Consider the following 23,236-nt stretch of genomic DNA (forward strand, 5'->3'; position numbering starts at 1 on the left):
TAGAGGTTGTGAGTGTTTTCTTCTTTAACCCTTAGCCTTATTGTTTTTGCTTTCGCAGCCTTGGCGATCATTATTGCAGGCACGCGGTTGGCACGATTGGCGGATGAATTGGCAGATCGTACGGGGTTGGGTGAGGCGTTATTTGGTGTGTTGTTGTTGGCGGGGGTAACCTCTTTACCGGATTTTGCGGCGACGTTAAGCGCGTCGATGGATGCGCGGCCTGATTTGGCGATGAGTAATGCAATGGGTAGTATGGCGGTAAATCTGCTTTTTCTAGGCGTGGCCGATATCGTATATCGCAAAGCCAACCTGGAACATGCGGCGGCTTCGTCGGTTAATTTGATGCTGGCGACCTTGTTGATTGTGTTATTAACTTTGCCGTTGCTTGCGATTATTTCACCCTCCGTTGCGAGCTGGGGTGTGCATCCGGTTACACCGGTGATTGTTGGGGTTTATCTTTTTGGCTTGCATTTAGTTTATCGCGCTCGCACTAAACCCATGTGGTTTCCGCGCTTAACCAGTCAAACCGTACCGGATAAACCCGAACTACATTATCAAGGACGTTCGTCTGAGGTATGGATTAGGTTTGCTGTGTTGGCCACGATCACCGCTTTAGCTGGTTGGGTGTTAATGGAATCCGCTAAGGTTATTGCCGACCAAACTGGTTTGTCGGATACTTTGGTGGGCGGTGTATTTACCGCATTGGCAACGTCGACACCAGAATTGGTGACCACGATTGCGGCGATACGGTATGGCGCTTTAACACTGGCGGTAAGCAATATTTTTGGCACTAACTGTTTTAATATGTTGGTTGTAGCGGCGGCCGACGTGGGTTATCCAAACGGTTCAATATATAGCGAGTTGTCGTCGGTTCAGATGACATGGGGCTTGGTCAGCATTTTGATGACGGCGATTTTGTTATTGGGTATGGTGCGCCGTGAGACCTATGGCATTGGCCGAATCGGCTTTGAAAGCGCAATGATTTTAAGCGTTTACGCGGTCGCGTTAGGAATTATTCTGGCAAACGGATAGGCTGCTGATCTTTTGTAAGATGCCATGAGTGGGACGCATTCAAATAAATGCGGTTTTTGCACTCATTTTGGCAACCCGCTACAATGCTTATTTCACCCGCTAGAAGTAACAAACAGCATGCTGTGAGTTTATGCGCCAATAATAATCAAGGTTAAAAGCAATAGGATAGGTTATGGATATTAAAGATTATATGCAGAATTTAGGGCAGGCGGCGCGTGCGGCTTCTCGGGTGTTGGTGACGGCGACCACGCAACAAAAAGACCAAGCCTTGTTGGCAATGGCAGCTCAGCTGGAAGCGCAGGCTGATTTGTTGAAGTCTGAAAATGCGAAAGATTTAGAAGCGGGTAAAGCGAATGGTTTGGACGCCGCGATGCTGGATCGCTTGGCGATTAACGATAAAGCCATTGCGCAGATGGCGGAAGGCTTGCGTCAAATAGCCGGTCTGGTGGATCCGATTGGGGAGGTGACCGATTTACGTTATCGCCCATCCGGTATTCAGGTTGGCAAAATGCGCGTGCCTTTGGGTGTAGTGGGGATTATTTACGAATCGCGCCCAAATGTGACCATTGATGCAGCGGCGTTATGCTTAAAGTCGGGTAATGCGGCGATTTTGCGCGGCGGTTCGGAAGCGGCATTTTCGAACCGTGCGTTAGCGGCTTGTATTCAAGCTGGGCTGGAGCAAGCTGGTTTGCCAAAGGCATCAGTGCAGGTCGTTGAAACGACGGATCGCGAAGCCGTGGGTGAGTTAATTGCGATGCCTAAATATGTCGATGTGATTATTCCACGTGGCGGCAAAGGTTTAATTGCGCGTATTAGCGAACATGCTCGAGTGCCGGTGATTAAACATTTAGATGGTATTTGTCATGTGTATATTGATGATGATGCCAACAAAGAGAAAGCGATTAAAGTGGCCTTTAACTCAAAAACCCATCGTTATGGCGTATGTAATGCGATGGAAACCTTATTGGTAGCTGAGTCGGTGGCGGCCGACATTTTGCCTGAGTTGGCTAAGTTATATGCGGAAAAATCAGTTGAATTGCGTGGTTGTGAAGTAACACGTCAAATTATTGAAGCCAAAGCCGCCACCAATGAAGATTGGGAAACTGAATATTTGGCGCCAATTTTATCGATTAAAGTGGTGGCCGATATGCAAGAAGCGATGGCGCATATTACGCAATACAGTTCAGGTCATACCGAATCGATTGTGACCGAAAACTATACCAAAGCGCGCCAATTTATGGCACAGATTGATTCTAGCTCCGTGATGGTGAATGCATCAACGCGTTTTGCAGATGGTTTTGAATATGGTTTGGGGGCGGAAATTGGGATCAGTACCGATAAGTTCCATGCACGAGGACCAGTTGGGCTAGAAGGTTTAACTTCTCAAAAATACATTGTCTTGGGTGATGGCCATATTCGCCAGTAATTAATCGAGTTTTAGTCTCAATGACGACCACCAGGCCTGGTGGTCGTCATATCAAACTTACCAAGTCTATTGGATTTATCCCGTTCTAAGTTGCTTTTGATAGGTTTGATTCTTGCCAAGCAATTCTTTTTCTTTTGCGATGCAAACATCCAACAAACGTAATAAAAAATCACTGAACAAAGGACAGTTGAGGCGTTTTTGTGTAATGGTGTCGCGAATCTCGCTGTAGGTGCCATGCAGTTGTTCGAGCTCTACGCCATAGAGGTAAAGTTTGTTGAGGTTTAAATCCAAATAACGGTCTAAACGATGAGCACAACGTGTAGCTTCTACTTTTGCCAAAATACTATCCACAATTGAGCGATGTAGGTTTTGGAAACGGGGATCGCGAATGACTTTGAAAATTTCTTGGTGACGGCTAGTGACTTTGTAATATTGGCACTGGTCAGTGAAATGTTGAATCGCAACTTGATATTCAGAAGGAATGCCGTGCGAATTGGATGGTGAATACCAGTGGATTTCAGCTTTACTGATGACTTTTATCACTCGGCCTTCGCCGCGTTGTTTAATCACCTGCAGCGATTCGCGTTGTGCACGACGAGTTTCTTGTTTTAACGCTTGATCAATCCCGACAACTTGCCAGTTAAAGCGTTGTGGATCTTGATTCATCTTATAGTTTTCCACGACCTGTGGCTTATCCAGAAACTCCAAATAGTCACTATGGTTCGTATTGAACACGCGAAAGATGTGAATCATGATCCTTTATTTCCTAAATATTTTAATAGGTTAGACATATTAACTTGGGCTAATAAGGCTTGGCTATTCAATTTTTTTTATGAAAAAATTTTTCGCATTTATACGAAATAAAAAGCTTTAAAGCGCGAATTGCATTTATTGGTATTTAATTGGCACTAAGGATTTTTAAGGGTTGAAGTGCCTAATTTTTTCTTTGGAAAAACTGGAGAAGATTTGTGTTCTTGTTAGAGGGGCGAGAATAAGATGTAATTGTGAAGTTTTAATGCGTGAGTATTTTATTTTCATCGTTCTCTCCGGCCAGCATGCTGTAAAGCTCATTCTCTTGCGCGAAATGTAATTCTAGGATGGCGCTAAGACTGTACAAAATTCTTACCAAATTTTGGCGCTGCTGATCATTAGGTTGTGTGTCGTTTAACAATTCTAGTTGATGGTTAAATTGATTGGCCAATTGTAAAATTTCACTGTGGGTTCTGCTTAACATCGCTAATGGATCTGACCCTGTCATCTTACGTGCTAAACCTGGATGAAGTTCACGCTCATCAGACTGTTCATGTGGGATGATTTTTTGTTGTAACTGTTGTGCCAAAGAGTTTAGGCTTGGGATAATATTTGTTTGAACTTCTGATGGGGTTGGTGGCAAAGCTAAATGGTCCGCAAGTTGACGGATACTATCTAAAGTGGGTTGTAATTCAACATGTGTTTGATAGAGCAATTGTTGTTGTTGCTGGCTGATAATGGGATGTCGAGTGATCCGGAAACCCAGCACGCGTAGGGCATTTAAAATAACCAATACGTCTATGCCTTCTTGCACCAACGCACCCGCCAGTGGGGTGAGGTAACCCATGGCCGCAAACATCATGGCAACCGCAGACAATCCCATCCCCGCCATTACACTTTGGCGGGCAATTTTTTGACTGTAGCGCGCAATTAATAAGCCATTTGCTAGGCTCTCAAGTCGATCAACCATCAACACCGCATCAGCCGCTTCTGAACTGGCGCCGGCTCCATGTGCGCCCATTGCAACGCCAATGTCGGCAATAGCTAATGCCGGAGCATCATTAACACCATCTCCCACCATTAAAGTGATGCCGTATTCGCGCTCAGCTCGTACGACTTTCACCTTGTCTTCTGGTTTGAGCTCGGCATAGATTTTGTCGATGCCAAGTACATTGCCGATACTGTCAGCAATGGCTTGCTGATCGCCACTGGCCATGGATATACTATTAATGCCGGTAGCGCGTAAGCTGCGCAGTGCTCGCGGAGTATCGGCTCTAATTTCATCTTGGAGCAATAACGCACCCCGAATGTATTGATCAAGTGCCACTAATACAATCATGCTTGCTTGATTTTTGTTGCGCTCTAACAGTGATTGCACCCATTCGTTGAGTTGAGTTTGTTGGATAACCCACTCAGCTTGGCCAATCATGACTTGCTGTTGATTAATACAGCCTTGCAAACCGTTGCCGGCAGACTCGGTTACTTGTTGTGGGATGTGGAGTTTAAGTTGACGTTGTTTGGCGGATTCCACAATTGAATCAGAAATAACATGGAATGAAGCTTGTTCAACCGAAGCGGCTAATTGTAAAAGTTGTTCTTTTGACATTGAACCGTCAGTTTCAATATCGACTAACCGAGGATTACCATTTGTAAGCGTTCCCGTTTTATCTAGGATGATACGTTGTGTATTAGCGAGTGCTTCGAGTGCGGCTCCATTTTTAATAAGCAGTCCTTGACGGGCTGCGGTGGATATGCCCGAAACGATAGCAATGGGGGCCGCTAAAATTAAGGGGCAGGGCGTGGCGACCACCAGTACCGCTAATGCACGGATTGGGTCACCTGACCATAACCAAGCAAGTCCGGCAACCAATAAAGTAAACGGGATTAACCACAACGCATAACGATCTGCCATGCGTGTAAAAGGGGTTTTGCTGGTTTGGGCTTCTTGTACAAGGCGAACGATATTTGCATAGGTACTACTCGCCGCGTCATGAGCGACAATAAGGTCAAATGGCTGTGCGATATTAACCGTGCCGCTGGTAACCGTTTGGCCTTCGGTGCGTTTAACAGGTAGTGATTCACCAGTTAGAGCCGACTCATCTAGCGTGGCAAATCCTTGATCAATGTAACCATCAACCGGTAACACAGAGCCAGTTTTAATGAGTAATTTGTCACCCGGTTTAATATCTTCAACTTTGACGGTGGTTAAAGAGTCTTGATCGTAACGTTCCGCCGTAGCAGGGGTGCGGTTGATTAAGGCCGTAAGTTCACGTTTAGCTCGATTTGCTGCGTAGTTTTCTAATGCTTGTCCGCCTGTATACATCAACGCAATGACAGCGGCTGTTAAATGTTCCCCTAACAATAGTGCGCCAACGATGGCGATCGCGGCGATTAAGTCAACGCCAAAGTTGCCTTTTATTAAACTGCGAAATATTTCAATCAGCAATATAGATAATACCAGCACACCCGATATCATCCAGCTGAGTTGAGCGGTTTCATGGTCTATAAAATTTAGGTAGTGGGTCAGCCCGGCAAGCGTAAAGAAGAGAGTCGTGATTAATAGTGCATAAGGTGCTTTGTTTGGCATGGTGTGAATGCTCACGGATTGTTGGGTGTAGAGAATAAATTATAGAGTTTATTCTGGGTAAGCGCGCCTTAATATTTGAACGGCGTTACTCAGCTTTTGAAACGTTGAAGTGTCGCCACCGCGATCAGGATGATGGCTAAAACTTAAACGACGATAGTGGTGATTGATTTGTTGGCGGTCTAAGTTTTGATCTAATGGGAGCTCTAACGTAATTTTCGCTTGTTTTAATGCGTTGTGATCAATTGTTTCAGGCTGTTGGCGCCAGAAGCTATCGAGCAGGTCAATAACATCCTGGGTTTGGGTGTCGCGGTAATGTTGGTAGTCGAGATAATAACGTTTTAACGAATCATCATGCGCTAAATTGGTTTGATAAGACTCTTTAGAGTTGTCGTCAGGCTCAGTTTGGAAGTGAATGTTTAGACAGTCAATTACGAGTCGACCATGCCCAGCTTGCTGCCATTTATCCGCTAAACGGTACAAAATATGAAACAACAAAAAATGCGCTTGAAACAATTCAAGCGGTTCTAAACTCGGCGTAAAGACTTCATACCCGGCTTGGCTGAGTTGTTTTAATAGGGCATGTTCGGCTACACCAGTTGGATCGGCGCGTAACATGTTCAGCAACTCGGTTTCTAGCTGGGGATCAATTTGCGGGTTATCGAGTTCGGCCATGTTTCTCCCAGTCAAGTAAGGCTTGTTTTAGTTCTGCGCCCCAAGCATAGCCGCCGAGTTCGCCATTGCGACGAATCACACGATGACAAGGGATAAACCAGCTAATAGGATTGGCGCCCACCGCATTCGCCACCGCTCGGCTGGCGGTCGGGCGACCGATTTGTTGCGCTAGACTTTGATAGTCGGTCGTTTGCCCAAACGGAATCTGCAACAAGGCTCGCCAAACCGTTTTTTGAAACCCTGTGCCTTGGGGGTTGAGTGTGATCGTATATTCAGGTTCACCCATTGCGTCAGCAATCGGCTGGGTTAGGCTTGGGTTGGTTTGCCAGTTAATACGACTCAGCTCAATCGGACGAAAATCACAGCGGCGTAAACCTTGTTGATCCAACAATAGGTAAACCTCACCAAAGCGGGTGGTGTGTTGGCCGTAGGTAAGAATGGCAGGTTCAGTCATTTGGTTAGTTTAAGTGACGCTGCCAGCGAATAAAAGTATAATGTGTCGTTTAATAATTAACGCGTTAAACTGGCTAAGGATCGTGTGTGCAAACAACCAGGCCTGGTGAACCAGTCGAACAACTTATTGGCGTATATGGCGGCACGTTTGATCCGATCCATTATGGGCATTTACGCCCTGCGCTGGATGTGTTGAATCAGCTTGAATTAGATCATGTAAGGTTTATTCCCTGTTTTATTCCGGTGCATCGTGCGCATCCACAAGTATCTTCCGAGCAGCGTTGTCGCATGATTGAATTAGCGATTGCGAATCAGCCGAATTTTATATTGGATAAACGCGAAATCGAACGCCAAGGCCCCTCATTTATGGTGGATACCTTGCGCAGTTTAAAACAAGATTTTCCGCATGCCCGCTTGGTACTGATGATGGGTACCGATGCGTTTGCGAAGTTTTTATCCTGGCATGAATCCGAAACGATCTTAGAACTGGCACACTTGGCGATTATGCATCGGCCAAATGAACCCTTGCCAAGCCAGGGCGCGTTGGCGCAGTTATTGGAGGCGCGTTTGGTCAACCAACTGCCTAGTTCATCAAGCTCATCAAACCAGCAAGCAGGGCAGATTGTGGAAGTCGAAGTCACGCAACTCGATTTAAGCGCGACCCGATTACGTGAGCTGTTAAAAAACGGTCAAGCAGTCGACTATTTGATGCCGCCCTGTGTTATCAACTATATTAAACAACACCAACTTTATTTATAAGGAATCTGAATGGATTTGCAGCAAATTGAAAACATCGCCCTAAAAGCATTAGAAGACGGCAAAGCGCGGGATGTGCAAGTAATTGACGTGGCTGGTATCTCAAGTTTTACCGATCGTATGATCGTCGCAACCGGTACGTCCTCGACGCATGTGCGTTCTTTGGGTAGCATGGTGGATCAGGCGTTTAAAGAAGCCGGTGATCCGAGTATGGGCATGGAAACTGGGCCAGAGCCAGATTGGGTTTTGATTGATCACGGTAACCTGATTGTGCATGTGATGACGGAAAAAGCGCGCGCTTATTATTCAATTGAAAAGTTGTGGGATATGAAAGTAGAAGCACCGGATGCCGCCGTTGAAAATGCGGATAAAAACGACTAAGACTCGAGTAGATTGATGCAGATTCACTTTATTGTCGTCGGCCAAAAAATGCCCAAGTGGGTGCAAGAAGGTTACAGTGAATATGCCAAACGCCTGCCTAAAGCTTGTACGCTAAATTTGATTGAGCTGCCGATGTCGCAACGCGGTAAAACCAGTTCGGTCGAACAAAATAAACAAGAAGAAGCCAAGCGGATTTTAGGCGCGATTCCAAAAGGCGCACGTTTGGTGGTGTTGGACGAACATGGTCAACAACCTACAACGTTACAGTTATCAAAAAAACTGGAAGACTGGTTAAGTGGTGGCCAAGATCTCGCGTTGGTTGTTGGAGGTCCGGACGGGCTAGAAACGGGCTTGATTCAGCAGGCGGATTGGACTTGGAGTTTATCCAAACTAACCTTGCCGCACCCGTTAGTTCGAGTATTGATTGCTGAACAAATTTATCGCGCATGGTCGGTGATTCAAAACCATCCATACCATCGTGAATAAGTTTTATAAGCGTGGATTAGTCGCGTAACTGTGCATCCAAATGGTCAACGATATCAACCCAATCGGCATCATTTTGCCAACTTTCGCGAATAAACTGAGCTTGAGATTGAGTCCAGAAATCCGCTTCATCTAAGGGTTTATCATCGCGGATTCGGTGTTGGCGGATAAAGTCCTGAATGGCTTTATCTGAACTGTCTAAGCCAAGTTGATCAAACAGGGTGGAAAGCGTGTGCTGAGATGTGTCCATATCGATTCCTCCATCATATGTTGTTGAAAGTCGTTCGTTCATTATAGCTACCCTAAGCCTAAGAAAAATAGCCTTTTTTTAGTTGACGTTACAAATAAAAAAGGTATAATCTCGCCATCCTTTCAGACCCTATTGTAAAACACTGGCTGAGTTGTGAATCTGACAACTTGTAAAACCCGGACTACTTTAGTTTTTAACAGAATTTTGGAGACATCATTGTGGCAAACTCAGCACAAGCACTAAAACGCGCTAAACAAGCCGAAAAACGTCGTCAGTTAAACGCATCACAGCGTTCAGACATGCGTACAGCTGTAAAAAAAGTATTAGTCGCGATTCAAGCGGGTGATAAAGCAGCGGCTAACGAATTGTTCCGTGCCGCACAAGCTAAGCTTGACGGTATGGCGCGTAAAGGCGTGATTGAAAAGAACAAGGCAGCGCGTTCAAAAAGCCGTATCAACGCGCGCATTAAAGCCCTAGCTTAATTTTAAGCTAGCTTTAAAAGCGTGCCGTCCCTAACCGGATGGCTTAAAAGCCGTGTAGCAGTATGAAAATATTGCGCACGGCTTTTTTGTTTTTAGGCTATGCTAATTTTGATTTTTTACCTTAGATAAGATTCTATGAAGTCCATTTTTAAACCAGTGATTGTTTCTAGTTTCTTGTTAATCTGTTTATCCGCGTGCGCGTCTGCAGAGGTCAGCACAAAGTCGATTGTTCAACCACAAACCAATACGGATGGTTACATTTATGTGGGTGATAAATTATTGGTCGGTGAGATTGAAAAGGTAATTATTCAACCGGTAGCTAGTCAGCTAGAAGCACGAATCGACACTGGCGCGACCACGTCGTCATTAGATGTGCGTAATATCAGGCGATTTAAGCAAAATGGTCGAGACTGGGTTCAATTTGATTTATTGGATAGACAAACGGGCGAAGTTATAACAATTGAACGTCCGCTCGTTCGTAATGCCCGAATTATGCAATCCAATGCCGAGGAGTCGGAAGTTCGTCCAGTCGTGTTAATGCCCTTAACGCTGGCAGATAAAACATGGTCGGTGGCGTTTAGTTTGACGGATCGTAAGCATTTAACCTACCCAGTTTTAATCGGTCGTAATGTCATAAAGGGTCGAGTGGTGGTCGATGTTAGTAAAAAACATATCGTACCGCTCAAATTATCTGTTCATCCACCCACTGAGTAAGTTGATATCGGTTTTCTGTGTGATTTTAACCACCAGGCCTGGTGGTTAAATATTATTAAGTCGGGCAAATCATTTGCCCTAGTTGCTGGGTTAACTTGATGTTTTCAGAATAGTCCACCGGACAATCAATAATTACCACACAGTTATCTTGGATGGCTTTTTCTAGGGTTGGCAGCAATTCATCGGTGTGTTCTATGCGGTAACCTTTGGCGCCAAACGCATCGGCGAACTTAACCAAGTCAGGGTTATTAAAATGGATATTACTTTCACGTCCAAATTCGTTGAGCTGTTTCCATTTAATTAAGCCGTATTCGCTGTCATTCCAGACCAACACAATCAATGCCAGATTCAACCGCACCGCGGTTTCGATCTCTTGGCAGTTCATTAAAAAACCCGCATCGCCCGTAACGGCGACCGAGACCTGCTCAGGCTTGGCAAGTTTAGCGGCGATCGCGCCAGGTAAGGCAATGCCCATTGATGCAAAGCCGTTTGAAATAATGCAGGTGTTGGGCGCTTGGGCGTTATACATACGCGCCATCCACATTTTGTGTGCGCCGACATCACATACCACGATGTCTTCATCGCCTAAGGCTTGGCGTAAATCATGAATAACTTTTTGCGGTTTAACGGGAAAAGCCTGGTCTTCATCGTATTGATGAAATTCATATTCCATCATGGTTTTTAAGTTGGCGACCCCACTGTCTGAATGACGGTGACTGATAGAAGCAATACTTTCTAAGCTGCGGCCAATATCCCCTAACACGCCAGTTTCAACAATATAGTATTCATCGACTTCCGCTGGATGAGTGTCAACGTGAATGATTTTACAGCCGGGATTATGGTTCCAAAAAGCCGGTTGATATTCGACAATATCATAGCCCACGCACATTACCACATCGGCTCTATCAATACCGCAAGCCACATAATCATGGGCTTGCAAGCCAATGGTGCCAATGGATAAATCATGTCGGCAAGGGATCACGCCTTTGGCCATAAAAGTGGTGGCGACTGGAATATTGAGTTTGGCGGCAAATTCTATTAAAGCCTCACTGGCTTTAGCGCGTACCACGCCATTACCAGCAATAATCACCGGATGTTTCGCTTGCGACAATAGATCAGCGGCTTGTCGCACTTTTTCAAAGTTGGGTGCGGGGGCGGTGGGGCTTTGGCGTTTAAGCGGCTTTTTATCGACCGACATTTTGGCGATGTCTTCGGGAAAGTCGATGAAACTGCAACCGGGTTTTTCAATTTCCGCGACTTTAAACGCCTTGCGTACAATTTCAGGAATAATATTAGGGCTTAAAATTTGCGTACTGTATTTGGTGATGGGTTGAAACAAATTCACTAGATCAAGCACTTGGTGGCTTTCTTTATGCAAACGCGTGGTGGCGGCTTGACCGGCAATTGCGACCACTGGCGCGCGATCCATATTAGCATCCGCCACTCCGGTGACGAGATTGGTTGCACCTGGACCTAAAGTCGACAAGCATACCCCAGCTCGACCGGTTAAGCGACCATACACATCCGCCATAAACGCGCCGCCTTGTTCATGGCGAGTCAGGATAAACTCAATGGGGCTGTCTAGTAACGCATCCATCAAATCCAGGTTTTCTTCACCGGGTATACCAAACACGTATTCAACGTCTTCGTTTTCTAAGCACTTTACAAATAACTGAGCCGCTTTCATGGGAATCCTTTTGATTTGACTATTAGAAACAGATTACTGATAAATGCGAAGGGCTTCAAGTCATATAGTCAATAGAGCTTCACCAGGCCTGGTTGTTTGGTAGAATTCGACATTAATAACTATTGAACAGTGATGATACTTTGAAGCGAATTATAAAAGCGACCGCCACGGTTGGTGGCATGACGATGATCTCCCGTGTACTGGGGTTTGTACGCGATATGGTGATTGCGCGTTTATTTGGTGCTTCTGCGGGTGCGGATGCGTTTTTTGTCGCCTTTAAAATTCCTAACTTTTTCAGACGCTTGTTTGCTGAAGGCGCTTTTTCGCAAGCCTTTGTACCGGTGTTGGCTGAAACAAAAGAAAAGGGCGGGCAGGATGCGGTGCGTCATTTAGTGGGTGCGATTGCGTTTCGCTTAGGTGTCGTATTGTTGGCCTTGACCTTGTTTGGGGTGTTGGGTGCGTCTTTGTGGATGACGGTATTTGCGCCGGGCTTTCGCTCTGATCCTGAAAAGTTTGCCTTAGCCACCGACATGTTACGTCTGACGTTTCCGTATTTAATGTTGATTTCATTAGTGGCGTTATCATCGGCTTTAATGAATACCTATAACCGCTTTGCCGTGCCGGCATTTACACCTGTTTGGTTAAACTTGGTATTGATTGGCAGCGCGATTTGGCTATCTCCGATGTTGGACATTCCCGTGATGGCGTTGGCTTGGGGGGTATTGATCGCCGGGGTCGTGCAGTTATTATTTCATTTGCCTTTTTTATGGCAAATGGGCTTATTGCCGAAACCAACATCCGCACCAGATAAAGGCGTAAATGAAGTCGGACGTTTGATGATTCCGGCCTTGTTTGGTGTGTCGGTAGCGCAAATCAATTTATTGGTTGATACGATTTTGGCTTCGTTTTTAGTCACCGGCAGTGTGTCGTGGCTGTATTATTCCGACCGTTTAATGGAATTTCCGTTGGGTGTTTTTGGGGTCGCATTAGCAACCGTGGTGTTGCCGGGTTTATCTAGAAAAGCGGCAAATGCCGATTGGGCAGGCTTTCAGCAGGATTTAGATTTTGCACTTAAATTGGTGGCAATCATTGCAGTGCCCGCTATGCTCGGGTTGATGCTTTTGGCGCAACCCTTATTGGTCACGCTGTTTTTCTATGGCGAATTTAGCGCGTTTGATGTGCAAATGGCGAGTCAAAGTTTAGTTGCTTATTCTTTTGGGTTACTCGGCTTTATATTGGTTAAGGTGTTAGCCCCTGCATTTTATGCTCGTAAAGACATGAAAACGCCGGTAAAGATTGCGGTGGTGGCCTTGGTGAGCAATATTGTATTAAACCTGCTACTTATTGGCCCCTTGGCTCATGCCGGGTTGGCTTTGGCGACCTCTTTATCCGCGTTTCTGAATGCGAGCTTGTTATATTACTTTTTGGTCAAACAGCAAGTTTTCAGGCCGCAAAGCCCTTGGCTTCGATTCAGCTTTCAAGTCGGACTTGCCGTCGTAGTTATGAGTTTGGTTATATTGTTTATCAACCCCGACCACCAGGCCTGGTTGTTGTTTAATGCTTGGCAGCGGGTAGGTTGGTTGTTTGGTTTGGTCTTTGTTGCCATGGTGGTGTATGCAATGACCTTAATTATATTCGGATTTCGGCCACGTCGTTTTTTTCAATCTAAAGTCACTGACTAGTTCATGAGCGCACTAGCTATCAAAAGCGTAAACATTAAGGAAGGTAGGGTTAATTAGCTGAAGTGCTGATAAAACCTGGTAATGTACGCATTCGCTAGCAAGTGAGCAACATCTTCAATCTTACTCTTGTCATGCTTATACCCCTATAAAAATAATTGTTACTTAATTAGAACCTGGTAGAATGCCGTTCGAATTATTCGAAAATAAATTATTTATACGTATAACGCGAACATATTCACTCACCAAATTGATGAGTAGAAATAACAATATCAAAGGTTTAATTGAGTTATGACTTCAGCCGTCACCCAAAAAGAATTTAAGTTACCCGCCTCAATGGTGATAGTTTCGACCACCGACTTGCATGGCACCATTTTACATTGCAACGATAGCTTTCTAGAGGCGGCGGGTTTAACAAGATCCGAAGTGATTGGTCAACCACATAATATTTTGCGTCACCCCGATGTGCCCGCTTCGGTATTTTCGGATTTATGGTCAAGTTTAAAAGCGGGTTTACCTTGGTCGCAGGTGGTAAAAAATCGCCGTAAAAACGGTGACCATTACTGGGTGCGTGCGTTCGCGACGCCAGTTCGCGAAAATGGTCAAACGACTGGTTATATGTCAGTACGTTTTCCGGCTAGCGCAGATGAAATTCAACAAGCCGAGCGGGCTTATCAAGCCGTTAGTCGGGGTGTGTTAAGTTTACGCCAAGGCAAACCCAATCAGTTATGGAATAAGCTAAGACGTTATTTAAACCCACAACGTGTATTGATGTTAAGTGGGGCCGGCTTGCTAGTGTCTCTGCTGGCCGGTTTGATTTGGGCGCCATCTCAAACCTATCCATTTAGCTTGTTGTTTGGGGGGCTTACCGCTTTAACTTGGGGCTGGAGTCAAGCGCGGCTGAAAAACGAGTTGACTCAAATGCAGACTAAATTGGTCGGTTTGGCGTCGGGTGATGTGCGTCAAGATTTTACTATCGGTTCTGGTTCCTTTTTTGATACGTTATCTAACTGGTTACAGCCCGCCGTAGTTCGTTTAGGTTGGATGGCGCAGGAAGCCAAAGAAGCCCAATCTAAATCCGCGGCTGTGATGAAGGCGCTAGACTCGGCCACCAGCTGTATTATGCTGGCGGATACGGATTACCATATTCAATATGCAAACAAATCTTTACTGAAAATTTTTGAGGGTTATGAAACCCAGATGCAGCAAGCTCTGCCCAAGTTTCATACTGATAAAGTGATTGGCAGCAATATTGATATTTTCCATAAAGATCCAAAAACGATTCGTGAACGTCTAGATAACTTAACCGAACGCATGGTGACCGAGCTCACGATTAATGAGTTACGTTTCCGCTTGACGATTACGCCGATTAGAGTTAATAAAAAACGTCAGAGCACGATGGTGGAATGGCAGGATATTACGCTTGAACATCAAATTCAGTCACAACTTCAAGCGGTGATACATGATTTGTCGTTAGGTCATTTCAAATCCATTGAGGTGAGCCAGCAGGCCGACGGTTTCTATAAAGAATTGCAGATCGGTATTAATAATGTAATTTCAACCTTGCACGATGCCATGACCGAGATTACTCAAGTCGTGGTGGCGCAAAGTGAAGGCGACCTAACTCAAGAAGTGACGGTAGAGTATGAAGGCGACTTGGGTGCCTTAACGCAAGCGATTAATGCCTCTACGCGCAAGTTGCGTGAAATTGTATCGGAAGTGTTGGATGTGGCGAGCCATGTGAGTGAGGAAGCGCATGAAGTCTCGACTGATGCGCACGAATTGAGCTCGCGTGTTCAAGAGCAAGCCAGTTCGTTGGAACAAACATCGGCGACAATGCATGAAATGAATACTGCTGTGCAAAACAGCTCACAAAATGCAATGGATACCGAAGTCGTCGCGCAAAAAGTTGAAGCTCAAGTGGCGAGCGGTGCCAAAGTGATGCAGCAAACCCTAGAGGCGATGACGGATATTCAGAAGTCGAGCCACCAAATTGCCGATATTGTCACCTTAATAGACAGCATCGCTTTCCAAACCAACTTATTGGCCTTGAACGCGGCGGTAGAGGCCGCACGTGCGGGTGATCATGGTCGCGGTTTTGCGGTTGTAGCTGGTGAGGTGCGCGGTTTGGCGCAAAAATCAGCTGAGGCCGCTAAAGATATTCGTCAGTTGATTAATAATAGCGTTCAAAAAATTGATTTTGGCACCAAATTGGCCGCGAGTGCCAGCGAAGAGTTGGCGGGCGTGAGCACGTCAATTAAGCAGGTCACAGAAATGGTCGAACAAATTGCGCAATCGGCTACTGAGCAAGCAGATGGCATTAATCAAGTTAACTTGGCGATCAATAGTATCGACAATGTGACCCAGCAAAACGCTAGCTTAGTAGAACGCACGACTGAGGCTTCGAAAGGTCTAAGTGAACAGGCGCAGAAACTGAACCATAATATGAGCTTTTTCAAAACACAAACGAGTAACCAGCCTAAGTTGCTGAGTAACCCTAAGCGTTCTTCTTAAATGTTTTTAATGAAACAACGTCTATTCTTGAGCTTGACGGTTAGCCTTTTATTGGTATGGGTGGCGAGCTTATGGTTTTTTTCGGATCGTGCTGAGCTGGATCAACAGGACTATTTTCAGCAGCAAACTCGTGATGTTGAATTAGCCTGGCAGGCGACCTTGATTGCTCAGCATAAAGCCAAACAAGCCTATTTTGATAGTTACGTGCTACAACCTCGGGTATTGTCCTTGTTAATTGAAGCGCAAAGCCCAAGCCGTCAATCAATGGCACGCGATAAGCTATATGATTTGTTTGAACCGGCTTATCAAAAAATGCGGCGTCAGGGTATTTATCAATTTCAGTTTCATTTGCCCGATAACACCAGTTTTTTGCGATTGCATGACCCTTCTAGGTTTGGTGATGATTTAACAGAAATTCGAACCAGTGTTAGATTGGCAAACCAAACCCAACAGCCCGTGACCGGCTTTGATTTTGGCCGAGTGGTCGCAGGTCTGCGCAGTGTTTTCCCGATTGTACATAATGGTCAACACCTGGGCTCAGTCGAGTTTAGTAATCAATTTGAAACCTTGCGCCGTGATTTAACGCAGCTCAGTAGTCAGCGTGAATATGCGATTATTTTTCATCCTCGTGCTAGTCAAATGCCGTTTGAAGATTACAAAGCCCATTATAAGCCCAGTTTGTTTCATAGCGATTGGTTGGTCGAAGACCCCATGCGTGAGTTATTTCAAAACGCCTCTTTACCCAATTTATATTTAAAGCAAATGGCCAGTACCTTGGATCAAAATGATTTAACGGAGCCTTTGCTGAGTGGGCAGGCTTTTGTGAAACCTTACCAATTGAATGCTCAGCCTCATATGGCGGTTTTTTTGCCAGTCAACGACCTAGCAAACAACTTAATGGCTTATGTGGTCGCGTTATCGCCCGCCCCAGAGTTAGCCAAGTTTGAACGTATGTTCTGGGTCAGGAGTTTAGTCACGGGTTTGTTTTTGTTAATGATCGGACTCGTTGTTTGGCGAATTATTCGCCACCAAGATGATTTGCGTATTGCGGCGGCGGCATTTAATGTTCAGGAAGGTGTGCTAATTACCGATCCAAAAGGGCGAATTGTACGGGTTAATCCGGCCTTTACACGGTTGACTGGGTATGAGCTCGAAGACGTGATCGGCAAAACTCCGGCGATATTGAGTTCTGGCCGACAAGATAAAGATTTTTATGCCGCTATGTGGCAAGCGTTGCTTAATCACGGCCATTGGTTGGGCGAAATTTGGAACCGACGAAAAAATGGCGAAGAATACTTTGAACGTTTATCGATTCACGCGATTTATGATCGTAAAGGCCGTGTTAGCCATTATGTGGGCGCGTTTTTTGATATTACAAAAAACAAAATGGATCAGGATGAAATTCGCCAGTTGGCTTTCTACGATCCCCTTACGCAGTTAGCCAATCGACGTTTGTTGCTGGATCGGATTGAGCATGCCTTAGCCTCCAGTCATCAGCTTGAACGATTTGGTGCGTTGCTCTATATGGATTTAGATCGCTTTAAGGCGCTAAACGATACCAAGGGGCACGAGATTGGCGACAAACTACTAATTGAAGTTGCAAAGCGCTTAACCCAATCTGTGCGTGAAGTGGATACGGTCGCTCGCTTGGGCGGCGACGAGTTTGTGGTTTTGTTTGAAGGTCTCAATGCCGACAAACAAAAAGCGGCGTATGAAGCTGAAATGCTCGCTGAAAAAATTCGTCTTAACTTGGGCGAACCTTATAATCTGGATGGTTTTGAGTATCAAATTACGCCCAGTATTGGGATTGCTCTGTTTTGCGACCATGACAATGGCGGATCGGATGAAACATTACGCAATGCGGATAGTGCGATGTATCAGGCCAAAGCCTCGGGTCGCAATATGATTCGTTTGTTTGATCCAGGCATGCAAGCCGATCTTGAGAAGCGTTTGAGTTTAGAAGAAGATTTAAAAACCGCGATTGAATTGGATCAGTTTGAGTTGTTTTATCAACCGCAAATTAATCATCAATGTCGTGTGATCGGTGCCGAAGCTTTGATTCGTTGGCATCATCCAACCAAAGGCCAGATATCACCCGCTGACTTTATTCCGATCGCAGAAGAAAATGGTTCAATTTTAAGCTTGGGCGATTGGGTGTTGAAGCAATCGGTGAACGTGTTGGCTAAATGGCGCGAAGTACCGTCCTTTTCAGACTTAACTTTATCGGTGAATATCAGTGCACAACAACTTCAACAGGTCGATTTTGTTGAACAAATCCGTGCCTATATTGAACATTATCAATTTGATCCTACTAAACTAAAACTCGAATTAACCGAGTCGATGATGTTAATGGATATGCAAGACTCGATTGATAAAATGCAACGCCTTAAAAAGCTCGGCGTTAAATTCTCTATGGACGATTTTGGCACCGGCTATTCATCGTTATTAAGTATTAAAAATCTGCCACTCGACCAGCTCAAAATTGATCAAAATTTTGTGCGCGACCTATTTACCGACGATAATGCTGAGCCCTTGGTGCGCAGTATCTTATTGATGAGTAAAGAGCTGGGTTTAAGTGTGGTGGCAGAAGGCGTCGAAACTCGCGAACATCATCAAAACTTGATGGCGTTAGGGTGTCGTGAATTTCAGGGCTATCTCTATTCGAAACCCGTCAATTATGCTGATTTACTGACTTTCCTAGTCAAAATGGATAGCAATCACCAGGCCTGTTAGTTCCTAAAGCACCAGGCCTGGCGCTTTTTTTAAAGCATCAGGCCTGGTTGTTATCACATAAGCTTTTGAATCCGTTATAATCTCTAATTTCCCTGTCCTAGAATGCACTTACGGTCACTATGCGATTAATTCGTGGTTTACATAATTTAGTCAATGCACAGTCGGCTTTAAGTCGAGGCAGTGTGGTCACGATTGGTAATTTTGATGGCGTGCATATTGGCCATCAACGTGTATTGGACGAACTAAAACAACGCGCCGCGCAAGTCAATCTACCCAGTGTGGTGATGATTTTTGAGCCTTTTCCGGTCGAGTTTTTCAGCCCAGAAGTTGCGCCGGTTCGGCTGATGAACTTGCGCGAAAAGCTACATGCGTTTGAGAGGGCAGGGGTTGATTTTGTGTTTTGCGTGGCCTTTAACGCCGAGTTTGCCAAATTGTCCGCCGCACAATTTGTCAGTCAAGTCCTTCACCAAGGCCTAAAAGCTCAATATCTTGTGGTTGGCGATGATTTTCGATTTGGACATCAGCGTCAAGGCGATTTTGCGTTTTTAAACACTCAAGGCCAGGCGCTGGGTTTTGAAGTAAGTGCGATGCCGACCTTTATTGTTGAGTCAGAACGAGTCAGTAGCACGCGAATTCGTGAAGTACTACAGATTCCAGACCTAGCACAAGCTAACCAATTACTGGGACATGATTTTCGCTTTGAAGGCCGAGTGATTCACGGCCAAAAGCTCGGACGTAAGATCGGTTTTCCGACCTTAAACCTAAACCCAAAACGTTTACAAATGCCGGTGAGCGGTGTGTTTGCTGTCAAGGTCGCTGGGCTGAGCGAGCAGCCTTGGCCGGGAGTGGCTAATATTGGTGTTCGACCCACAGTACAAGGCAAGCGTCCATCGATAGAGGTGCACTTATTTGACTGGAGTACCTCGGTTTACGGTGCACATGTCGAAGTGCGCTTAGAGGCGTTTATCCGGCCAGAAATGAAATTCAATGGTTTGAGCGAATTACAGACGCAGATTGCAAAAGATGCGGCTCAAGCTCGACAACTTTTAAACCTAAAACCTGTTTGAGACCCTAATCATGACGGACTATAAGCCAACATTAAATCTTCCTGAAACTGAATTTCCAATGCGCGGTGGTTTGCCTCAGCGTGAACCAAAGCAAGTTGAAGCTTGGTTAGCCAACGACCTTTATCAAACTGTGCGTGAGCACATGGCCGGTCGTCCTAAGTTTATTTTGCATGACGGCCCGCCTTATGCGAATGGTGACATTCATATCGGTCATGCGGTGAACAAAGTGTTAAAGGATATGATTGTTAAATCGAAAGGCCTGAGTGGGTTTGATGCGCCGTTTGTGCCGGGATGGGATTGTCACGGTTTGCCGATTGAGCTGAACGTAGAAAAGAAACATGGCCGGGTTGGGGTTAAGTTAAACGAACGCGAATTTCGCCAGGCCTGCCGCGATTATGCGCAAACGCAGGTTGAAGGTCAGATGAAAGATTTTCAGCGTTTGGGTGTGATGGCTGATTGGCAAAACCCTTATTTGACCAAGGCGTTCGATTTTGAAGCCAACGAAGTGCGTGCACTGGCAAAAATTATTGAAAAAGGTCATTTAGTTAAAGGTACCAAGCCGGTTTATTGGTCAATTGGAGGGCGTTCCGCCTTGGCCGAAGCCGAAGTTGAATACGAAGAAAAACGTTCAAACGCGATTGATGTGCGCTTTAAAATTTTAGATGAAGCCGCATTTTTTGAACGCTGCCATCATGTCGAAGATCACACCGGCGAAGGCCCCTTGTCGGTGGTGATTTGGACAACCACGCCATGGACTTTACCGGCCAACCAAGCCGTCGCGATTAACCCAGAACTGGAATATGCCTTAGTGCAGGTAGAGGGTGAGCAAGAGCCAGAACGCTTGTTTATGGCCGAAGCCTTAGTCAAAGATGTGATGGCGAAATGTGATATCGAACATTATCGCGTGGTAGCTTATGGGCGCGGTGATCAGTTTGATTTATTACGTTTACAGCACCCATTTTACGATCGAATTGTACCGATTATTTTAGGTGACCATGTGACGACCGATGCGGGTACAGGTTGTGTTCACACCGCGCCCGGTCATGGTCAAGATGACTATATTGTGGGTTTGAAGTATGACTTAGAAGTCGATTGTCCGGTCGATGGTTCTGGCACCTTTGTGGAAGGCACGCCGTTATTTGCCGGTATTAATGTACTTAAAGCGGATGAGCCGGTGATTGAGGTTCTAAAACAGCATGGCGCATTGCTACACCATGAAGCGATTACGCATAGCTACCCGCATTGTTGGCGTACCAAAACGCCGTTGATTTTCCGTGCCACGCCTCAGTGGTTTATTAGCATGGATCAACAAAACTTACGTACTTCGGCATTGGACGCAATTAAAACCGTGGAATGGGTGCCAGACTGGGGACAAAATCGGATTGAATCCATGATTGATGGCCGCCCAGATTGGTGTATTTCACGCCAACGTTTGTGGGGCGTGCCGATCACCATCTTTATACATAAAGTGACTGGCGAAATGCATCCGCGTACGGTTGAGTTAATGGAGCAGGTAGCACAGCGCATTGAACAAAACTCAATTGATGCTTGGTATGACTTGGATGCTTCTGAGTTACTAGGTGACGAGGCCGCCGACTACGAAAAAGTGCAGGATATTTTGGATGTTTGGTTTGATTCTGGTATTACCCACTTTGCAGTGTGTGAGCAACGTGAAGAATTGTCGGCTCCGGCGGATTTATATTTAGAGGGTTCGGATCAGCATCGCGGTTGGTTCCAGTCGTCTTTATTAACCAGCATCGCGATTAATAAAGAGGCGCCTTATAAACAAGTACTGACGCACGGATTTACGGTGGATAAAGATGGCAAGAAAATGTCGAAATCCAAAGGCAATGTGGTCGCGCCACAGAAAATTGCCGGTACTTTGGGTGCCGATATTTTACGCTTGTGGATTTCAGCGGCCGATTATCGTTATGAAATGACGGTATCGGACGAAATAATCAGTCGTACCGCTGATACTTATCGTCGTATTCGTAACACAGCACGTTTCTTTTTAGCTAACTTAAACGGCTTTGATCCGGCTAAAGACTTGGTTGACTATGACGACTTATTACCGCTGGATAAGTGGGCAGTGGGGCATGCGCATCAATTGCAAACTCAAATCGTGGAGTCTTATGAGCAGTACCACTTCCACCAAATCTATCAAGCGGTCTCGCACTTTTGTTCGGTGGAAATGGGCGCGTTTTATTTAGACGTAATTAAAGATCGTCAATACACCTGTAAAGCCGATGGCTTAGCGCGCCGTTCTGCGCAAACCGCTTTGTATCATATTGTTGAAGCCATGACGCGCTGGATCGCACCGATCCTAAGTTTTACCGCCGAAGAACTTTGGCAATACATTCCGGGTGAACGTTCAAAAACCGTATTTGTTGCGACTTGGTATGACGGCTTAACCGCTTTAGATGAAAGCTCAGCGATGAATTCAGATTATTGGATGCAAATTATGCAAGTGCGTTCGGCGGTATCAAAACGCTTAGAAGAGCTGCGTAATGACGGTGTGATTAAAGCGTCGTTAACGGCTGAAGTGACCCTGTATGCGGATGCCGAACTTTACACACTATTAACGAGCTTAGATGACGAACTGCGTTTTGTGTTGATTACATCCTATGCCAGAGTCTTACCCTTGGCGGATAAGACCGATCAGGCATTGGAAAGTGAATTAAGTGGATTATGGATTGACGCACAAGCCACCGACAAAACCAAATGTCCGCGTTGTTGGCACCATCGTGCCGATGTCGGCACACATGCTGAACATCCAGAGTTATGCCAGCGTTGTGTGGATAACGTCGCCGGTGACGGCGAAGTGCGTCATTATGCATAAGCCAGTTTTCCGTCAGAGTGGACTGCGCTATCTTTGGCTAGCAGGCCTGGTGCTTGTGTTAGATCAGTTCACCAAGTTTTTGGCGTTAAGCTATTTAACATTCGCAGAACCGGTTGCGGTAATGCCACACTTTAACTTAACCCTGGTGTTTAATTATGGTGCGGCGTTTAGCTTTTTGGCCGAGATGGGAGGGTGGCAACGTTGGTTTTTTTCTTTGTTAGCGATAGCCGTGAGTGTTGGGCTGATGTTCTGGCTGGCTAAACTTAAAGCCAAACCGACCTTTGAAGTGTTAGGTTTAAATCTTATTTTGGCAGGGGCGATTGGGAATTTAATTGATCGTGTATTGTTTGGTCGCGTCACCGACTTTCTGGACTTTTATTACGGTTCTTGGCATTACGCGACTTTTAATATCGCCGATGTTGCGATTTCAGTTGGGGCGGCGCTGCTTATTATGTATGAGTTTTTCTTGCGCCCTAAATCCAAAACTACAGCTAACAAATAGTTAAACTATGAGCCGTTGTAGAGCGGATTAATCAGGGTGTTTATTTATGAACCGTCAGAAAAAAATTTATCAAAAATATAAAAAGAAAATGCAGCAGGCAAAGGCGAAAAACCAGCCGGTTAAAAAGCCGCCTTATGTTTCCAAAGCTCAACGCAAAGCGTTAGAACTTGATGGGCTGTCTCAACAAACAGGCGAGTTATCAACAAAGCCGACGGATGAATCCTAGACG

At 45.5% G+C, this 23,236-nt stretch carries 20 protein-coding genes; 14 read left to right on the plus strand and 6 right to left on the minus strand.

What is annotated here, in order from left to right; translation table 11 throughout:
* Window positions 1-12 precede the first annotated feature (12 nt).
* Window positions 13-1,032 (plus strand): sodium:calcium antiporter, encoded by a 1,020-nt coding sequence (locus N746_RS0103035; RefSeq protein ID WP_029933889.1) that lies wholly within the window; start codon window positions 13-15, stop codon window positions 1,030-1,032.
* A 172-nt stretch (window positions 1,033-1,204) separates the two neighbouring features.
* On the plus strand, window positions 1,205-2,458 hold the full coding sequence (locus tag N746_RS0103040; protein WP_029933890.1) for a glutamate-5-semialdehyde dehydrogenase: 1,254 nt from the start codon (window positions 1,205-1,207) through the stop codon (window positions 2,456-2,458).
* 75 nt (window positions 2,459-2,533) lie between these two features.
* On the opposite strand, the gene N746_RS0103045 is transcribed toward N746_RS0103040, so the two are convergent.
* The 4 genes from N746_RS0103045 to N746_RS10370 form a co-directional block, all read right to left on the minus strand.
* Entirely contained in the window at window positions 2,534-3,211 is a 678-nt protein-coding gene (locus N746_RS0103045; protein WP_029933891.1) for a hypothetical protein, read from the minus strand.
* Window positions 3,212-3,470: 259 nt separating this feature from the next.
* Window positions 3,471-5,795, minus strand: coding sequence for a heavy metal translocating P-type ATPase (locus tag N746_RS0103050; RefSeq protein ID WP_051678483.1), 2,325 nt, complete (start codon window positions 5,793-5,795; stop codon window positions 3,471-3,473).
* 48 nt (window positions 5,796-5,843) lie between these two features.
* Window positions 5,844-6,467 carry a DNA-J related domain-containing protein gene (locus N746_RS0103055; protein WP_029933893.1) on the minus strand — a complete coding sequence of 208 codons (624 nt, stop codon included), beginning with the start codon at window positions 6,465-6,467 and terminating at the stop codon, window positions 5,844-5,846.
* Window positions 6,451-6,921 carry a methylated-DNA--[protein]-cysteine S-methyltransferase gene (locus tag N746_RS10370; RefSeq protein ID WP_051678484.1) on the minus strand — a complete coding sequence of 157 codons (471 nt, stop codon included), beginning with the start codon at window positions 6,919-6,921 and terminating at the stop codon, window positions 6,451-6,453. Before N746_RS10370 ends, N746_RS0103055 begins: the two co-directional genes overlap by 17 nt.
* Window positions 6,922-7,007: 86 nt before the next feature.
* Between N746_RS10370 and nadD the strand changes: the two genes are divergently transcribed.
* From nadD to rlmH, 3 genes are read left to right on the plus strand one after another with little or no spacing between them, the layout of a single operon-like run.
* Window positions 7,008-7,679 carry a nicotinate-nucleotide adenylyltransferase gene (nadD, locus tag N746_RS0103065; protein ID WP_051678485.1) on the plus strand — a complete coding sequence of 224 codons (672 nt, stop codon included), beginning with the start codon at window positions 7,008-7,010 and terminating at the stop codon, window positions 7,677-7,679.
* 9 nt (window positions 7,680-7,688) lie between these two features.
* Window positions 7,689-8,057: a ribosome silencing factor gene (gene rsfS, locus N746_RS0103070; protein WP_029933896.1), complete on the plus strand. Its 369-nt coding sequence runs from the start codon at window positions 7,689-7,691 to the stop codon at window positions 8,055-8,057.
* A gap of 15 nt (window positions 8,058-8,072) precedes the next feature.
* Window positions 8,073-8,543 carry a 23S rRNA (pseudouridine(1915)-N(3))-methyltransferase RlmH gene (gene rlmH / locus N746_RS0103075; RefSeq protein ID WP_029933897.1) on the plus strand — a complete coding sequence of 157 codons (471 nt, stop codon included), beginning with the start codon at window positions 8,073-8,075 and terminating at the stop codon, window positions 8,541-8,543.
* Between the two features lie 16 nt (window positions 8,544-8,559).
* On the opposite strand, the gene N746_RS0103080 is transcribed toward rlmH, so the two are convergent.
* The gene (locus tag N746_RS0103080) at window positions 8,560-8,790 is read right to left on the minus strand and encodes a DUF2789 domain-containing protein (protein ID WP_029933898.1); all 231 of its coding nucleotides are present in this window, start codon (window positions 8,788-8,790) and stop codon (window positions 8,560-8,562) included.
* 218 nt (window positions 8,791-9,008) lie between these two features.
* On the opposite strand from N746_RS0103080, the gene rpsT reads away from it, so the two are divergent.
* A complete protein-coding gene (gene rpsT / locus N746_RS0103085) occupies window positions 9,009-9,272 on the plus strand; it encodes a 30S ribosomal protein S20 (RefSeq protein WP_029933899.1) in 264 nt (87 codons plus the stop codon).
* Between the two features lie 135 nt (window positions 9,273-9,407).
* Window positions 9,408-9,986 carry an ATP-dependent zinc protease family protein gene (locus N746_RS0103090; RefSeq protein ID WP_051678486.1) on the plus strand — a complete coding sequence of 193 codons (579 nt, stop codon included), beginning with the start codon at window positions 9,408-9,410 and terminating at the stop codon, window positions 9,984-9,986.
* Between the two features lie 55 nt (window positions 9,987-10,041).
* Here the strand turns inward: N746_RS0103090 and N746_RS0103095 are convergent, their stop codons facing one another.
* A complete protein-coding gene (locus tag N746_RS0103095) occupies window positions 10,042-11,673 on the minus strand; it encodes an acetolactate synthase large subunit (protein WP_029933901.1) in 1,632 nt (543 codons plus the stop codon).
* 140 nt (window positions 11,674-11,813) lie between these two features.
* Between N746_RS0103095 and murJ the strand changes: the two genes are divergently transcribed.
* The 7 genes from murJ to N746_RS10375 all read left to right on the plus strand — a co-directional run bounded on the left by murJ (window position 11,814) and on the right by N746_RS10375 (window position 23,233).
* On the plus strand, window positions 11,814-13,355 hold the full coding sequence (murJ, locus tag N746_RS0103100; RefSeq protein ID WP_029933902.1) for a murein biosynthesis integral membrane protein MurJ: 1,542 nt from the start codon (window positions 11,814-11,816) through the stop codon (window positions 13,353-13,355).
* 288 nt (window positions 13,356-13,643) lie between these two features.
* Window positions 13,644-15,866 (plus strand): methyl-accepting chemotaxis protein, encoded by a 2,223-nt coding sequence (locus N746_RS0103105; protein WP_029933903.1) that lies wholly within the window; start codon window positions 13,644-13,646, stop codon window positions 15,864-15,866.
* A gap of 9 nt (window positions 15,867-15,875) precedes the next feature.
* Window positions 15,876-18,599: a bifunctional diguanylate cyclase/phosphodiesterase gene (locus tag N746_RS10595; RefSeq protein ID WP_162173027.1), complete on the plus strand. Its 2,724-nt coding sequence runs from the start codon at window positions 15,876-15,878 to the stop codon at window positions 18,597-18,599.
* 119 nt (window positions 18,600-18,718) lie between these two features.
* Complete coding sequence (gene ribF, locus N746_RS0103115) at window positions 18,719-19,666, plus strand: bifunctional riboflavin kinase/FAD synthetase (protein ID WP_029933905.1); 948 nt, start codon at window positions 18,719-18,721, stop codon at window positions 19,664-19,666.
* Between the two features lie 10 nt (window positions 19,667-19,676).
* Window positions 19,677-22,505: an isoleucine--tRNA ligase gene (gene ileS, locus N746_RS0103120; protein ID WP_029933906.1), complete on the plus strand. Its 2,829-nt coding sequence runs from the start codon at window positions 19,677-19,679 to the stop codon at window positions 22,503-22,505.
* Entirely contained in the window at window positions 22,498-23,007 is a 510-nt protein-coding gene (gene lspA / locus N746_RS0103125) for a signal peptidase II (protein WP_029933907.1), read from the plus strand. The genes ileS and lspA overlap by 8 nt, the downstream gene beginning before the upstream one ends.
* 46 nt (window positions 23,008-23,053) lie before the next feature.
* Window positions 23,054-23,233, plus strand: a complete 180-nt coding sequence (locus N746_RS10375) for a DUF2986 domain-containing protein (RefSeq protein WP_038125863.1) — start codon at window positions 23,054-23,056, stop codon at window positions 23,231-23,233.
* Window positions 23,234-23,236: the final 3 nt, after the last annotated feature.

The sequence above is a fragment of the Thiomicrospira pelophila DSM 1534 genome (assembly GCF_000711195.1).
GTDB classification, from domain to species: domain Bacteria; phylum Pseudomonadota; class Gammaproteobacteria; order Thiomicrospirales; family Thiomicrospiraceae; genus Thiomicrospira; species Thiomicrospira pelophila.